At 73.3% G+C, this 15,072-nt stretch carries 14 protein-coding genes; 8 read left to right on the forward strand and 6 right to left on the reverse strand.

Annotated elements, in window-relative coordinates; all coding sequences use genetic code 11:
- Positions 1-786 (reverse strand): class I SAM-dependent methyltransferase, encoded by a 786-nt coding sequence (locus tag JN535_RS12390; RefSeq protein WP_205205863.1) that lies wholly within the window; start codon positions 784-786, stop codon positions 1-3.
- Between JN535_RS12390 and JN535_RS21575 the strand changes: the two genes are divergently transcribed.
- A complete protein-coding gene (locus JN535_RS21575; RefSeq protein WP_205205864.1) occupies positions 739-1,938 on the forward strand; it encodes a M15 family metallopeptidase in 1,200 nt (399 codons plus the stop codon). The two genes, JN535_RS12390 and JN535_RS21575, sit on opposite strands and share 48 nt — an antisense overlap.
- A gap of 35 nt (positions 1,939-1,973) precedes the next feature.
- Here JN535_RS21575 and JN535_RS12400 read toward each other — a convergent pair whose 3' ends face one another.
- Positions 1,974-2,750, reverse strand: a complete 777-nt coding sequence (locus JN535_RS12400; protein WP_205205865.1) for a TIGR03089 family protein — start codon at positions 2,748-2,750, stop codon at positions 1,974-1,976.
- 179 nt (positions 2,751-2,929) lie between these two features.
- On the opposite strand from JN535_RS12400, the gene JN535_RS12405 reads away from it, so the two are divergent.
- The 3 genes from JN535_RS12405 (at position 2,930) to JN535_RS12415 (ending at position 8,527) form a co-directional block, all read left to right on the forward strand.
- Positions 2,930-3,259, forward strand: a complete 330-nt coding sequence (locus JN535_RS12405) for a WhiB family transcriptional regulator (RefSeq protein WP_275892227.1) — start codon at positions 2,930-2,932, stop codon at positions 3,257-3,259.
- Between the two features lie 131 nt (positions 3,260-3,390).
- Entirely contained in the window at positions 3,391-6,756 is a 3,366-nt protein-coding gene (locus tag JN535_RS12410; protein ID WP_205205866.1) for a glycosyltransferase, read from the forward strand.
- Between the two features lie 4 nt (positions 6,757-6,760).
- Positions 6,761-8,527 carry a DUF5719 family protein gene (locus JN535_RS12415; RefSeq protein WP_205205867.1) on the forward strand — a complete coding sequence of 589 codons (1,767 nt, stop codon included), beginning with the start codon at positions 6,761-6,763 and terminating at the stop codon, positions 8,525-8,527.
- 12 nt (positions 8,528-8,539) lie between these two features.
- Here the strand turns inward: JN535_RS12415 and JN535_RS21580 are convergent, their stop codons facing one another.
- A complete protein-coding gene (locus JN535_RS21580) occupies positions 8,540-9,118 on the reverse strand; it encodes a metallopeptidase family protein (RefSeq protein WP_307868658.1) in 579 nt (192 codons plus the stop codon).
- A 114-nt stretch (positions 9,119-9,232) separates the two neighbouring features.
- Between JN535_RS21580 and JN535_RS12425 the strand changes: the two genes are divergently transcribed.
- The 4 genes from JN535_RS12425 (at position 9,233) to JN535_RS12440 (ending at position 12,076) form a co-directional block, all read left to right on the forward strand.
- Positions 9,233-9,586 carry a DUF3499 domain-containing protein gene (locus tag JN535_RS12425; protein WP_047232115.1) on the forward strand — a complete coding sequence of 118 codons (354 nt, stop codon included), beginning with the start codon at positions 9,233-9,235 and terminating at the stop codon, positions 9,584-9,586.
- A 40-nt stretch (positions 9,587-9,626) separates the two neighbouring features.
- A complete protein-coding gene (locus JN535_RS12430; protein WP_205205868.1) occupies positions 9,627-11,102 on the forward strand; it encodes a phosphomannomutase/phosphoglucomutase in 1,476 nt (491 codons plus the stop codon).
- Entirely contained in the window at positions 11,099-11,287 is a 189-nt protein-coding gene (locus JN535_RS12435) for a Trm112 family protein (protein ID WP_205205869.1), read from the forward strand. The genes JN535_RS12430 and JN535_RS12435 overlap by 4 nt, the downstream gene beginning before the upstream one ends.
- Before the next feature lie 90 nt (positions 11,288-11,377).
- The gene (locus JN535_RS12440) at positions 11,378-12,076 is read left to right on the forward strand and encodes a phosphocholine cytidylyltransferase family protein (protein ID WP_307868660.1); all 699 of its coding nucleotides are present in this window, start codon (positions 11,378-11,380) and stop codon (positions 12,074-12,076) included.
- A 72-nt stretch (positions 12,077-12,148) separates the two neighbouring features.
- Here the strand turns inward: JN535_RS12440 and JN535_RS12445 are convergent, their stop codons facing one another.
- Genes JN535_RS12445 through JN535_RS12455 form a run of 3 tightly spaced genes read right to left on the reverse strand, consistent with a single transcriptional unit; the run spans position 12,149 to position 14,924 of the window.
- Positions 12,149-13,078: a glycosyltransferase family 2 protein gene (locus JN535_RS12445; RefSeq protein ID WP_307868662.1), complete on the reverse strand. Its 930-nt coding sequence runs from the start codon at positions 13,076-13,078 to the stop codon at positions 12,149-12,151.
- 47 nt (positions 13,079-13,125) lie between these two features.
- Positions 13,126-13,350, reverse strand: coding sequence for a DUF6752 domain-containing protein (locus tag JN535_RS12450; RefSeq protein WP_205205870.1), 225 nt, complete (start codon positions 13,348-13,350; stop codon positions 13,126-13,128).
- The gene (locus JN535_RS12455) at positions 13,347-14,924 is read right to left on the reverse strand and encodes a class I SAM-dependent methyltransferase (protein WP_205205871.1); all 1,578 of its coding nucleotides are present in this window, start codon (positions 14,922-14,924) and stop codon (positions 13,347-13,349) included. The genes JN535_RS12450 and JN535_RS12455 overlap by 4 nt, the downstream gene beginning before the upstream one ends.
- Positions 14,925-15,072 lie beyond the last annotated feature (148 nt).

Genomic DNA, 15,072 nt, shown 5'->3' on the forward strand with positions numbered 1-15,072 from the left:
TCAGCGGACACGGCCGACCGCCACAAACTCGTTGTAGACGAAGAGCTCTCCTGCGCTCCGCGGGAACGGGAACGACGACCAGCCCTCGACCTCGAGACCGAGCGAACGGAAGATGCTCACGAGACGCGGACCGTCCACGAAGTCCGTGTGGCTCGAGTCGCTCCTGAACCCCCGCTCCTGTGGGCAGACCGCCATGACGACCGCTCCCGGCAGGAGCGTCTCGACGTAGGGGCGAAGGAAGCTCTCCTGGCTCCGCGGCTCCAGGTGCTCGAGCACGTGGGCCACCAGTAGCCCGTCCCGGGGACGGTCGCTGTCAGGAAGCTGGAAGAACTCGTCGGGCAGATACGCGCGGTGCCCCATGGCGCGGCAGAACGCCACGGACGTGGGGTTGTGGTCGACACCGACGCTTCCTGTGACGAGCGTGGACAGGTTGCGACCGATCCCGCAGCCGAGGTCGATCGTCGACCGGCCACCCAGGTGTCGCCGCAGGTTCCATCGGTACGGAGCCTGGACGTGCAGCAAGCGCTTCCATGTGCTCCCCTGGAGCGCGCGGAGGCGGTCGGTGTAGTCCTCGGATGTCGTGTCGAGGTGCTGGGGTGCGCCGTCGAAGGCAGACTCTTCAGACACGTTCCCTCCAAGCTGCGCCGGTTCCGTCGAGAGTACACGGGGGGGGTTTCGGGACGCGGGAGGGGGTGCGACGTGCAGGCCAAGACTCTCGCCAGCCGTGTGTTCGTCCTCGTGAGCGTGCTCGTCGGTGTGCTGCTCGTCGTCGGGGCGGTGGCTCACGCCGACGTGCGCCTCGACCGTCTCCCCCGTCAGGCGGACCGGTCAGGGGTTCTCGACGCGGGTGGAGGCGGGACTGTCGATCGCGATGGCGTGCTCGCGACGGCGACAGTGCAATACATGAAGAAGCCGCACGATCCCGCGATCTATGAGGTCGACGGTGCTGCACGTCGTCAGCTCACCTACGCGCAGTGGGTCGCCGCAGGATCGCCGGTTCCCGAACCGACACGGACCGAGGTGGTCCGGTATCCGTGGTCACCGACCCTCTACGCGGTGACGTACTGGTCGTCAGCGGACTGGGACTGGGACAGGTTGACCTGGGAGGCATGGTCGGCAACGGGTTTCGTCGCACCGCGAGCGGCGGGATGGATCGACGGGAGCTCGATCTATCGGTGGGCTTCCGCGCCGGAGCTCTTCCTGCGGGGGCCCGACGGGAGCCTGCACAAGCTTGCCGAGCAGGAGTGGGCGGCGACCGGGTATCGCGCTCCCTCGGTCCGCGCCAACCAGGGGTTCGTCAAGCTCACGTGGCACGACTCGATCGCACGCATGTCCGATCTGCGCTACGGACAGGGGCGGCCGATCAGCCTTGCCGAGTGGCTCGCTGAAGGCTCGCCGACGCCTCGTGTCGCCGCGCGCTTCCCCGGGGACATCTTCGAGAAGGACTTCTCCGGCCCGGCGATCTTGTACTCAGGACCGACGGTGCAGAAGTACCTCACGCACGCCGAGTGGCAGTCGGCTGGCGCGCCGGCCCCCTACACAGGACGCAACGGACGGCTCGACACGTCGACGCTGTGTCCGGTGTCGTGGAATCGCTCGGTCCTCCTGCGGTGCGACGCCCAGCGCGCCCTCGAACGACTCAACAGCGCGTACTGGGGCCGCTTCGGGAGGTCGATGTCGATCGGCTACGGCTACCGGACCTACGCGACGCAGGTGTACCTCCGCATGACGCTCGGCTCGGTCGCCGCCGTCCCGGGGACGTCGAACCACGGGTGGGGCCTCGCCCTCGACACCGCGGAAGGGTCGCAGCACGGCTTCGGATCGCCTTCGTACGAGTGGCTCAAGTTGAACGCGCCCGCGTTCGGGTGGCAGGCGCCGCGGTGGGCGTGGCAGGACGGTTCCAACCCGGAGTACTGGCACTTCGAATACACCGGCTGACGGCGCTCCGTCACCGTGGCCGCCGGGCGCCGACCTCAGGAGGCCCGTTCGCTCTGCAGGAGCCGTGCGTGGCGGTCCGGGTCGGCATCAAGCCCGGCCGCGACGTCGGGCGCGAGGACGATGGCGGAGCCGTCCGCGCTCCAGAGCGCGACCAGCCCAGCGAGGACTTCCGAGATGCCGCGGCGCCCGTCAACCGTCTCGCGCGAACCCCGAGGGGTGATGAGGGCGGAGAACACTGCCGCGTGGGTCGTCGTGGAAGTGCCGTCGTCGAGCGCTGCCGCGTCAGGGTTGATGCCGGGCGCCAACCCGATTTGATCCCCGTACGTCATGACGGCCGACGCGGCATCGACCGCACCGGCAGGCAGGTCGCCGTCGAACCGGCGGGCGAGCGCCGGCAGCGTGACGGCGACGAGCTCGGCACGCATCCCGGTCCAGCGCTCGGGGCGCGTCGTCACGACGACGTCCGGTCGCGTGGCGCCGCCACCCGTCGTAGCGTCGTCCTCGGCGGCCACGAGCACGACCGTCGCTCCGACGCGCCATACAGCGAACGCCCAGACGACCGTGCGCCAATGCACGGGAAGGTCGAGGACGACTCGTGTACCGGGGCCGGCGTCGAATTCTTCGACGAGAAGGTTGGTCGTCTTGTTGACCCAGTTCTCGAGCACGGCGCCGGAGAGCTCGACGCGCTCACCGTCGTCGCCGTACCACGTCAGACGCGGCCGGCCCGGGTCCCGGGTCAGGAGATGCAGCAGGTCAGCGACGTGCGCGGGGCGGTCGCTGCGAGGTCCGAGGGGATGGGGAGCGGTCACCATGGACTCCACCCTAGAGTGCTGATATCGCGTCCCGACATGTCGGAATTTCACCCCTCGCCTCCTCGTCGCTATCACATTTCGGCTTGACGCCCGCGGACGACACGCGTGTAATTTCCTCAATGCAGTTTCCGGCGGGGTTCTCGCCACGAGGCCCGGCGAACGGCATGAAGGGGCGCACGATGTGGAACATGCTGGACGGGACGGGAGGGGCTTTCCCCTCCGACGCTGAACGAGAGGTGGAGCGCGTGGCACCGGTGCTGCCGCTCTTCGGCGAGCCGGTCGACGACTCGCTCATGGGGTGGCAGGAGCGCGCGCTCTGCGCCCAGACGGACCCGGAGGCCTTCTTCCCGGAGAAGGGCGGGTCCACGCGCGAGGCCAAGAAGGTCTGCACGGGCTGCGAGGTCCGCGCGGAGTGCCTGGAGTACGCGCTCGAGAACGACGAGCGGTTCGGCATCTGGGGCGGTCTCTCGGAGCGCGAGCGCCGCAAGCTCAAGCGCCGCGTCGTCTGAGGACGAGGACACCTCGGGCGGGTCCTCGTACGGGACGCCGGGCCGCACCCTGACGGGGTCACGACACCCCGCCACACCGGGGCGCGCAAATGCCGCGCCCGGAGCCGTGTCCGTCGCATGATCGACGGGACATGACTTCCTCCGACCTCACCACGTCCGCACGCAGCGCCCGCCCCGGCGACCTCACGCCGGGGGCGGCCGCGCGTGCCGCTGCGGTGCCGGGCGTCGTCGCGGCACCCGAGATCGTCGCCGCCATCACCGGGGCGCTGCCCGTCGTCACGACCGTCACGGCCGTGGTCGTGACACGCGGGAGCACGCCGTTCCTCGCGCACACCTTGGCCGCGCTGCGCGCACAGACGACGAGCCCGCACGCGGTCGTCGTCGTCGACGCCGCGACCGGCGACGCGACGCGTGAGCACGAGGGCCTCCAGCTGGGGGACGCGCGGTTCGTCGCGGCCCCGCGGGCCCGCTCGTTCGGGGACGCTGTCGATACCGCGCTCGCGCACGTCGAGCCGGGCACGTGGCTCTGGTTGCTCCACGACGACTCGGCCCCCGCGCCCGACGCGCTCGCCGAGCTCCTGCGCGCGGTCGAGCACTCGACCGCGGTCGCGGTGGCGGGACCCAAGCAGGAGCGCTGGACGGTGGGCAGAGGAACCGATCCCGCCGCGCCGTTCGAGCCGGGCACGGCGAGCCGCCTCGTCGAGGTCGGCGTCACGACGACGCCCCTGGGGCGGCGGATGACGGGGATCGACGACGACGAGATCGACCAGGGCCAGCACGACGCGCGCGACGACGTGCTCGCCGTCGGGCTCGCCGGCGCGCTCGTGCGCCGCACGGTGTGGCAGGAGCTCGGCGGGACCGACCCCGAGTACGGGCCGTTCGGCGACGGTCTCGACCTGTGCCGCCGGGCGCGGCTCGCCGGGCACCGCGTGATCGTCGTGCCGTCCGCGGTGGTGCGGCACGCGCAGGCGTCCCTCCTCGGCCTGCGCGAACGACGACGCGGGACGAGCGCGCTCCCCGCGCCCGACCCCGACTCCTCGTCGGCCGCACGGCGCAGGTCGCAGCTTCATGCGCGGCTCGTCGGGGTCGCTGCGCCGTGGTTGCCGTTCGTCGCGCTCGCGATGGTCCTCGGCGCGCCCTTCCACGCCGCCTACCGGCTGCTCGTCAAGCAGCCCGGCCACGCCGGGGACGAGCTGCTCGCTCCGTTGTGGGCGCTCGTCCGGGTCGGGCCCGTGTGGCGCGCGCGGCGCGCCGCGCGACGCACCCGCAGGCTCCCGCGTCGTGCGCTGCGTCCGCTCCGCGGCACGTGGCGCGAGGTCCTCGCGGAGCGTCGCGACCGCCGTCTGGCCCGCGCGGAGCAACGGCGGACCGCATGGGCCCCGACGGACATCGAGCGGCGCGAGCTGCGCGCCCTCGCCCTACGGCGGCGGACGGGGCTCGTCGCGACGGTCGTGGCCCTGGGGGCGTTCACGGCCCTCGTGTTCGGCCCGCTCGCGGGGGCGCTGCTCGCCGGCGGGCGCCTCGTCGGCGGGTCGCTGCTCCCCGCGACGGGCACGCTCGGCGACGTCTGGCGCGCCGCCACGACCGGGTGGGTCACGACCGGGCTCGGAGCCCCGGCGCCGGCCGATCCCTATGTGACGGCGCTGGTCCCCGCCTCCCTGCTCGCGGGCGGGGCGACGCAGACCGCGGTGAACCTCCTGGTGCCGGCGTGCTTCGTCGTGGCGGGGCTGGGCGCCTGGTTCGCTGCGGGGACCCTCGTCCGCTCGGTCCCGGCGCGTGCGTGGGCCACCCTCGTGTGGGTGGCCGCGCCGGCGCTGCTCGCCGCCGTCGGCGCCGGGCGGGTGGGCGCCGTGCTCGTGCACGCCACCCTGCCGTGGCTCGCGCTCGCGATCGTCCGGGCGCTCGGGCTGCAGCGCGTCGACGCCGTCGCCCCGGCAACGCCCGATGCCGCGCGTCCGGTCCCGCGGCGCGAGCCGGGGTCGCTCGCCGCGGCCGCGACCGCGGGCCTGCTCTTCGCCGTCGTCGTCGCGGGCTCGCCCGTGCTCCTCCCGGTCGGCGTGCTCGTGCTCGTGGTGGTCGCGGTCGGGGTGCCGGCCCACCGCCGCTACCTGGCCCTCGTGCCGGTCCCCGCACTCGTGCTGTTCGCACCGTTCCTCGTGCACGTGGCGAGGACCGCGGGCGACGGCGGGTGGCGTCTTCTGCTCGCCGACCCCGGTGCGCCCGTCGCGGCCACGGCCGCGCCGCCGTGGCAGCTGCTCCTCGGCCTGCCCGTGACGCCGGGCGCCTGGTTCGGGCTCGACGGCTCGGGCGCTGTCGACCTGCTCGCGCGGTGGGCGCCGTTCGCGGCCGGGGCGGTGGTCGTGGCGCTCGCCGTCGTGGCCGTGCTCCGCGGTCGTCGCCTCGCCGTCGGCGCGTGGTTCGTCGCCGCGCTCGGCCTTGCGACCGCCATCCTCGCCGGCTCGACCGTCGTCGCCGCCGGGACGACGCCGGACGCCCCGGTGACGGGCTGGCCCGGTGCGGGCACCTCGCTCGCGCTGCTCGCGCTCCTCGGTGCCGCGCTCGCCGGGGCGCCGCGGCTGCCCGACGGCGACGCCCCGCCCTGGCGGTCGGGTGCCGTCGTCGCCCTCGGTCTCGTCGTGACGCTGCTTCCGCTGGGCACCGCGGCGTCGTGGACGGCGGGCGTGCTCGACCGGGACGACGCCCGGGTCGGCGACGTCCGCGCGACGACCCAGCCCGTCGTCCCGCCGGTCGGCCGCCAGATGCAGTCCTCCCCGCGCCAGGCCCGGGTGCTCAGCCTCGAGCTCGGTCCCGGTGGGGTGGTCGAGTACGCGGCCCTGCGCTCGGACGGTCCGCAGGCTGTCGACTCCTCGGTCGTCGTGGAGGCGTGGCAGGCCGCGGACCCCGGCGCGACCGAGGGCGAGCTGCCCCGGGTCGTCGCCGACCTGGTCTCCGGCACGTCCGCCGACGTGAGCGACGGCCTCGGGCGCCTCGGCGTGGGCGCCGTGCTCCTGCCGGCGTCGGCGGAGCAGGACCAGGCGCGCGCGGAGCTCGTCGCGCGGCTCGACACGGTGCCCGGTCTCGAGCGCATGACGGAGGGGCAGTCGGGGCTGGTGTGGCGCGTGGCGCCTGACGGCCTCGACCCCGCCTACGCGCGGGTCGAGTCGGCCGCGGGGGCGCAGCCGCTCGACGCCGACCGTCAGGCGCTCCGACCGGTCGACACGGCCGTGCCGGCGGGGTCCGAGGACCGCGTGGTCGTGCTCGCGGAGGACGCCTCGTCGGGGTGGCGGGCGACGCTCGACGGCCGGCCCCTCGAGGCCGTCGACCCGGCGACCACCGGGGGGCTCCAGGCGTTCGCCCTGGGTGGCGCGGGCGGGCGGCTCGAGGTGTTCCACGCGGCCGACCACCGGTCGGGCTGGATGACGGCGGCAGGGATCACCCTGCTCGTGTACGTGCTGCTCGCGCTGCCGGTGCGGCGTCGTCGGGCGGGGACGAGGTAGCGCGGTGACGACGGAGAACGAGACGGGCGAGGGCCGGGCGGTCCCGGACGGGACGACCGCCGGGACGTCCCGCAGCCGGCGGCGCGGGGTGGTGCGACGCGTCACGACGACCGGCGCCGGCCTGGTTGGGATGCTCGCGGTCGGCGCCGTGGCCGCGTTCGGGAGCACGGGTGCGACGCTCGTCCCCGCCGCGCCGGCCCCCGCCGACCCGGTCGAGCAGGTCGCCGTCGAGCCGGCCCCCGAGGTCACGGTCTGCCCGGGCCCCGCGCGCCTCACCGACCCGGAGACGGTCGGCGACGCGCAGTTCGGTCCCGCGCCGGTGGGCACGGAGAGCAGCCTGCGCGCGGTCGTGGCGGGCGACGGGTCGGCCGAGCTCGGCGCGTTCGACGGCACGGCCGCGCGCGCCGACGCCCGGGCACTCGATCGCGCCCCGGACGCGGACGCGACGGTGAGCACCGTCGAGGACCCTGCTGCGGGCAGCGTCCTGACCGTGCGCCCGGGCGAGGGAGCGGCGCCGCGGGTCGCGGCGTCGGTCGGGTCCGTGACGACCGCCGGCGACCTGCGCGGCCTCGCCGCGGCGAGCTGCGCACGGCCCGGCATCAGCCAGTGGCTCGTGGGCGGGAGCACCCAGATCGGCAGCAGCACCCAGCTCGTGCTCCAGAACCCGGGCCTCACGCCGGCGGTCGTGCAGGTGGACGTCTGGGGCCAGGGCGGCCCGGCGGTGCTCTCCGGGGGCGGGCAGCAGCTCGTCGGGCCGGGCGAGGAGGTCGTGACGCTCGTCGAGGCCGCCGCCCCCGAGCAGCGCCGCCTCGTCGTGCACGTCGCGGCGTCCGGCGGGCTCGTCTCCGCGTACCTCCAGCACTCGACGCTCGACGGTCTGGTCCCGCTCGGGGTCGACTATGTCGTCCCCGGTTCGGAGCCTGCCGAGGACCTCGCGCTCGCGGGTGTCACGAGCGTCGGCGAGGCCGTCGACGACCCGCACGCCCCGCAGCTGCGCCTCCTCGCCCCGGGCGACGCCGCCGGGACCGCGCGCGTCACGGTCTACGGTGCGGACGGCCCCGTGCCGCTGCGTGGCGTGGAGGACGTCGCCCTCACGCCCGGGGTGGTCACCGACGTCTCGCTCGGCGGGCTCCCGGCCGGCTCGTACGCCGTGGCCGTGCACGCGGACGTCCCCGTCGTCGCCGGCGCGTCGGTCGACCGGCGCGGCGAGGCAGACCCCGACCTGCTGCACGAGGAACGTCAGTACGACCGGGCGTGGATCGCGGCGCGCGCGCTGACGCCGGCGTCCGCGGACGCTCTTTCCGACGAGGACGCCCCCGTCCACGAGGCCGACGCGCGTGCGGGTCAGGTTGCGCTCGTGCCCGGGACGGCGTCGGCGCTGACGCTGGCGGCGGTCCCGACGGCGGGCGGGGCGGAGGGCGACGACGTGACCGGACGCCTCGAGCTCCGCGTCCGCGCCTACGACGAGGACGGCGCCGAGGCCGGGACCACGACCGTGCAGCTCGCGGCCGGCACGGCGCAGACGCTCGACCCGTCCACGCTGCGGCCCGAGGGCTCGGAGGCGGTGGTCGCGGCCCTGACGGTCGACGTCGTCGGTACGCGGGGTGACCTGGACCCCGTCTGGTCGGTCACGGCGAGCGCGGGTCCGCCGAGCGGCGACGAGGGCGACGAGACACCGAGCCTGCTCTCGGTGCTGACGCCCGTCGTCGACGCGCCCGCGCCCGGCGAGGTCGCCGTCCGCGCGTCGAACACCGCCGGCCTCGGGGCCTGACGGGCGCCGCCCTCAGCGGTCGCCCGTGTACCGGGGGTCGATCTCCTCGGGGGTGCGAGCCAGCAGGTGCGCGACCTGCTCGACGAGCACGTCCCGGACGAGGTCCTCGAGATCCTCGGCGTCGAAGGCACGAGCCTCGATCGGACGCCGGTAGACGACGATGCGTGCGGGCTGCCCGGACTCCGCGGGGAAGCACCGGCCGAGCGGCACGCCACCGTCCTCCCAGGGTGCCGGGTCCGACGGCGGGACGTCCTCGACCGCGAACTCCGTCCCGCGCAGCTGCTTGGCCCACGAGCGCTCGACCCGTTCGACGACGTCCACGACGACGTCGTCGAACTTCTCCGCCCGCGTGCGGCTCGCGGGGGCGGTGGGCGGCAGGAGCGGCCCGCGGATGCCGCGACCACGGCGGTCCCGGCGTCGCGGCACGGGTCCCTGGCCGCCCGGGCCGGGCGCACGGGGCGGGATGACGAGGTCGTCGAAGGAGACCGGAGGAGGGGTGGCGGCGCCGCGCCGCGACCAGCGGTCGCGGGCTCGGCGCCCCTTGCCGGCGGGCTCGGGCCGCGAGCCGGGGGAGGGAGTGTTGCCACGCACACGACGACTCTAGCCCGCGGCGAACCGGCGCAGCGTGCCCACCACCGGCGGCGCAGGCACCTCGGACGGCGTGTGGCGTCTCCGCGACACGCCCGGAGGGCGTAAGGTCAGCGCGTGAGATCCGTCAGGCAGTGCTCGCGCACGGCGTGCGTCCGTGCCGCCGTCGCGACCCTCACCTACGTCTACGCCGACTCCACGGCGGTCCTGGGCCCGCTCGCGCACCTCGCCGAGCCGCACAGCTACGACCTGTGCGCCGAGCACGCGGAACGCCTCACCGCGCCGCGCGGCTGGGAGGTCGTGCGTCTGTCGCCGCAGTTCGTCGAGACCGGCCCGAGCGACGACGACCTGTCAGCGCTCGCGGACGCGGTGCGCGAGGCCGGCAAGGTGCGGACGGAGCCCGAGCCGCCGGACGTCACCGAGGTCGGACGACGTGGTCACCTGCGCGTGCTGCGCGCCGAGGGCGACTGACCCGACGCACCCCGTGCCCCGCCTCGGTAGGGTGGGCGGCGTGACGACCGACCTCTCCCACCTCATCAAGGCGTACGACGTCCGCGGCACCGTCCCGGACCAGCTCAACCCCCGGGTGGCGAAGGCCATCGGTGCCGCGTTCGGTCGGGCGGTGGTCCTGCCCGAGGTTCCCGTCGCGGACGGCGACGCGCCGGCCCGGGCGAGCGTCGTCGTCGGGCACGACATGCGCGACTCCGGGCCCGAGCTCGTCGACGCGTTCGCCGCGGGTCTCGCGGAGGCCGGGGTCGAGGTCGTGCGGATCGGGCTGTGCTCCACGGACGGGCTCTACCACGCGTCCGGCGCGCTGGGCGTGCCCGGTGCCATGTTCACGGCGAGCCACAACCCGGCCGTCTACAACGGGATCAAGCTGTGCCGCGCGGGGGCTCGTCCCGTGGGGCAGGACTCGGGGCTCGCGGAGGTGCGCCGACTCGCGGAGGGCTACCTCGACGAGGGCCTCCCGGACCCCGCGGACGACCCGGGATCGGTCACGGACCGCGACACGCTCGCGGACTATGCGGCGTTCCTGCGCTCGCTGGTCGACCTGTCGGGGATCCGGCCGCTCAAGGTCGTCGTGGACGCGGGCAACGGGATGGGCGGCTACACCGTCCCAGCGGTGCTCGGCACGGGTGCCGGGCTGCCCGCGCTGCCGCTCGACGTCGTGCCGCTGTACTTCGAGCTCGACGGCACGTTCCCGAACCACGAGGCGAACCCGCTCGACCCGGAGAACCTGCGCGACCTCCAGGCCGCCGTCGTGGAGCACGGCGCCGACCTCGGGCTCGCGTTCGACGGTGACGCCGACCGCTGCTTCGTCGTCGACGAGCAGGGTGACCCGGTGTCGCCGTCGGCCATCACGGCGCTCGTCGGCCTGCGCGAGGTCGCCAAGGAGGTCGAGGCCGGGCGCACGCCGACCGTGATCCACAACCTCATCACCTCGCGCGCCGTGCCCGACTTCCTCGGCGCCGCGGGCGCGCGGACCGTGCGCACGCGCGTCGGCCACTCGTTCATCAAGGCGGAGATGGCGGACAACGACGCCGTGTTCGGCGGCGAGCACAGCGCGCACTACTACTTCCGCGACTTCTTCTTCGCGGACACCGGGATGCTCGCGGCGATGCACGTGCTCGCCGCGCTCGGGTCGCAGCCGCACTCGCTGTCGGCGCTGGGGGAGATGTACGAGCCGTACGTCGCCTCGGGCGAGATCAACTCGACCGTTGCCGACGTGCGCGCGGCCCGGGCGCGCGTCGTCGAGGCCTACGTGACGCAGCAGGGCGGGGGCCCGGTCGAGGTCGACGAGCTCGACGGGCTGACCGTCTCGCACTGGGACTCCCACCCGCAGTGGTGGTTCAACCTCCGCGCCTCGAACACCGAGCCGCTGCTGCGGCTCAACGTCGAGGCGGCCGACGAGGACATCATGGAGAAGGTGCGCGACGACGTCCTGTCGCTCGTGCGCACGCACGACGACGACGAGGAGCGAGCATGAGCCTGCAGATCGACCCCTGGGTGCGCGAGGCGCTGCGCTGCCCCGTGACGGGCGCGCGGCTCGTCGAGGGCACCGGGCCGTCCGGCGAGCCGGAGCTGCACTCCACGGATCCCGACCGCCCGCTCGCATACCCGGTGCGCGACGGGATCCCGGTCCTGCTGGAGGACGACGCGCGCGAGCTGTGAGCAGTCAAACCACGGTGGCCACAATCGGTAGAGTCGGCCCGGTGCTCCGCTCGTCGGCGAGCCGGAGCGAGAGACGAAAGGACACACACCGTGAGCAACGCGCCCCAGGTCGTCATCCTGGCCGCTGGGATGGGAACCCGCCTCGGGCGGCCGTTCCCGAAGCCGCTGACCGAGCTCAAGGACGGGCGCACGATCCTCGCGCAGCAGCTGGGCAACGTCCGCGGCGCGTTCGGCCGTGACGTCCAGGTGCTCGTCGTCGTCGGGTTCAAGCTCGAGCAGATCCTCGAGGCCGCGCCGGACGTGACGTTCGCATACAACGAGCTCTACGACCAGACGAACACGTCCAAAAGTCTCCTCAAGGCGCTGCGCGCGACGGGGGACCGCGGCGTGCTCTGGATGAACGGCGACGTCGTGTTCGACCCCCGCGTCCTCGAGCGGCTCAAGCCGTACATCGAGTCCGGGCAGTCGTTCGTCAGTGTCAACACCGCGGCGGTGGGCGACGAGGAGGTCAAGTACACGGTCGACGCCGACGGCCGGATCGACGAGCTCTCGAAGACGGTCCAGGGAGCGCTCGGCGAGGCCGTCGGCATCAACTTCGTCGCGCCGGCGGACAAGGCGGCGCTCGTGGCACGGCTCGCCGAGGTGGGCGACCAGGACTACTTCGAGCGCGGCGTCGAGGTTGCGATCGAGAAGGACGGGCTCCAGGTCGTGCCGGTCGACGTCTCCGACCTGTACGCCGTCGAGGTGGACTTCGCCGAGGACCTCGATCGGGCGAACGAGTTCCTCTGAACCACCCGCACGACACCAACGGGCCGGTCTCCCCGGGAGGAGACCGGCCCGCCCTCGTTCCGCCGGCCGCGGTCAGCCTGCGCTCGGCGCCTTCGCCGAGCGCTGCGGGAACTGCGGCTGCGGGTTGAACCGGATGCCGGCGAGAAGCTGGCGGACCATCTGCACCTGGAGATTGCGCGGGACCCCGCCGCGACGCATCTTGCCCATCACGGTCTTCACGTACGTGATCCACGAAAGCTTGCCCTCGTAGTGCCAGCGGTACGACGACTGGTTGCGGGCGCCGTACTTGAACTTCCAGACGTTCTGCGCCGTGATCTGGCCGTAGTTCACGCCCTTGTTGTCGCCCATGTCGTGCACGACGTAGCTGTCCAGCACCTGGATTCCAGGGCGCGTGCGGCTCGAGAGACGCTTGGTGAACTCCTTGTCGTCGTACCAGATGAAGTACTCGGCGAGGGGCAGGCCGTGCTCCTCGACGGTCCAGCGCGGCAGCAGCACGGACACGAACGTGCACTCGCGGACCTTGACCGAGCTCAGCCCCTGGACGAGGTAGCGGGGCCAGTCCCACGTGGTGACGGCCTCGTTCATCTCGCAGAGCTGGCCGTCGACGAACTTCACGACGGAGCACGCGAAGGGGACGCGGTCGTGGACGTGCTCCTCGACCGCGCGGTGCTCGTCGAGGAGCCGCCCGAGCGCGTCCGGCTCCGGGTAGCAGTCGTCGTCCATGATCCAGAAGAAGTCGGCGCCGAGGTCGTACGCCCGGCGCAAGCCGGCGGCGAATCCTCCCGCGCCCCCGACGTTCTCCGGCAGCGACAGGACGTGCACGTCCTCGTCGCCGGCGATCGAGCGCAGGTAGTCGCCCGTCCCGTCCGTCGATGCGTTGTCGACGAGCACGATCGTCCTCGGGCGGACGCTCGAGGCACGGATCGACGCGATGCCCTTCTTGAGCTTGTCGAGGCGGTTGTAGGTCACGACGACGGCCGCCACGTACGGGGTCTGGGTCACAGGGTCTGCTCGCTGTTCGTCGGGAGAAACGATGGACTGGAGGTCGGTCAGGCGGAGGGCGGACCACCGGCGAGACGAGTCTCCACGATCTCGGTGAGCTCCGCGATCCGGATGTTGTCGCGCCGGCACTCGTCGATCTCGGCGCGGAGTTCGCGCACGTCGTCGCGCAGCGCATTGATCTCGCGGGCGAGCTGAGCCTTGCTCGTGCTCCGGACGCGCTTCATCGTCGCGGGCGCGATGCGCTCGCCGAGCCGGAGGATGTGCTGCTTCATGCCGTCCTTGCCTTGTTCGTCGTGAGGTGGGTGATCACTGTGCCGCGAAGGCGGTCGCGCTCGCCGCCGTCGAGCGGGGTGGTGCCGGTGAGGCCCAGTCCGAGCGGCGCAAGCTCCTCGGAGATCTCGTCGAGCACGAGGTGCCACGTCGTCGGGTCGCGGAACGTCACCGCGGGGTCGGGCGCGGTGTCGACCACGAGGGTGACCTCGCCGCCTGCACGCACCACCTGGCGAAGAAGGCGCCAGGCGGTCGACCTGCCGTGGTGCCCCAGCCGCTCGACCAGATGCGTCGCCAGCGCGTGCACCCTGGGTCGCTCCGCGATCAGGGCGATGAGGCCAGCGGTGTCCCGTGAGTCGATGAGGTTGGCCCGGCGCCACGACACGAGGCCGGCGGCCGCCTCGTCGGACGCGGACTGCGCGAGGCGGAGCGCCATCTCCGAGTAGTCGACGGCGACGACACGTCGACCGTGGGCCGCGAGGTGCCGCGCCGCAGCACCGAGTCCGCACCCGAGGTCGAGTACCGTGTCCCCCTCCGCCGTCCTGTCCAACAGGGAGTCCGCGCCCCGGAGGTCGGCGTCCTCGCCGGCGTGTGGGTTGTAGAGGTAGTGCTCCTCCCAGAAGTCGCGCTGGAAGTTGTACGACCCGAACCAGTTCCGGAAGCGCCGCGCCGTCGCGCGCGGGGTGCGGAGCTTGTACCCGGGCAGCGGGGTCCGCCAGTTCTCGTCGTAATTGACGACGAGCCAGTCCTGGGGCACCGCGGGAGCGGGGTAGTCGTGACCCTCGAGGGTCACGGTCGAGAACGGCAGCATCGACGCCTGCTCCATGGGCCCGCGGACGTGGAACGGCTGGTTGATCTGCCCGTCGGGCGTGAAGAACGCCGTGAAGACGTCGATGTACCCGTCGACGAGGCCGTCGTCGCGCCGGAACGTGACCTGCAGGTGCGCGTTGCTGTGCCGAACGAGCTCGTAGCCGCGGGCCTCGAGCTCTCGCGCGACGACCGACTGCTCGATCGCGACGTCGGCAGGGTTCTCGTGCATGGAGAGGTAGGCGAGGTCCGCGTCGTCGTCGTGCGGGAGGATCTTCCCGGACCGGACGGCGCCGAGGAGCGTGCCGCCGACGACGAACGGGAGCTTGTCGAGCTCGCGCAGGAGCGCCACGAGCGTGTCGAGCCGGTCGAGGAGCCGCTCCTTCAGGCCGGTGGCATCGCCGTCGAAGGTCTTTCCGAGCCGCCCCCACTTGTTCATGGCGACGTGGCGACCCGTCGCGTCGACGACCCGGATCGGTCCGTCCCCGGTGCCGATCTGGACGTCGCGCGTCCAAAGCACCCTCCCGGTGGCCGAGTCGCACAACGAGATCTCGGTCCTGCCGTCCAGGAACGGGCGCAGCGGCGCCGGCCAGGCGTGCTCCAGCCTCTCTCGAGCGGACGGGTTGGAGACGAGGTCGATCGACCAGACTCGGTACCCGTCGAGGAGCACGTCGACCGACGAGACGTCCGTCGGGACAGGTGCAGGGAGGCGGATCTCCGCGGCGCTGACGTCCAGGTGATCCGGGCGGGTCGCGGTGTGGCGGTGCATCGGGAACCAATCGGATGGAGGTGGGATCGTCGCGAGCGACGCGCGCGGTACCCCCGGAGTGTACGTGAACCGGCATGCCGGTCGCTCCTGTGAACACGAGCCGTACGTTCTGTGAACTCGGCCGTCGGGACGCGTGTCCGAGGTGCGG

This window comes from Cellulosimicrobium cellulans (assembly GCF_016921195.1).
In the GTDB taxonomy this organism is placed as follows: Bacteria; Actinomycetota; Actinomycetes; order Actinomycetales; family Cellulomonadaceae; genus Cellulosimicrobium; species Cellulosimicrobium cellulans_F.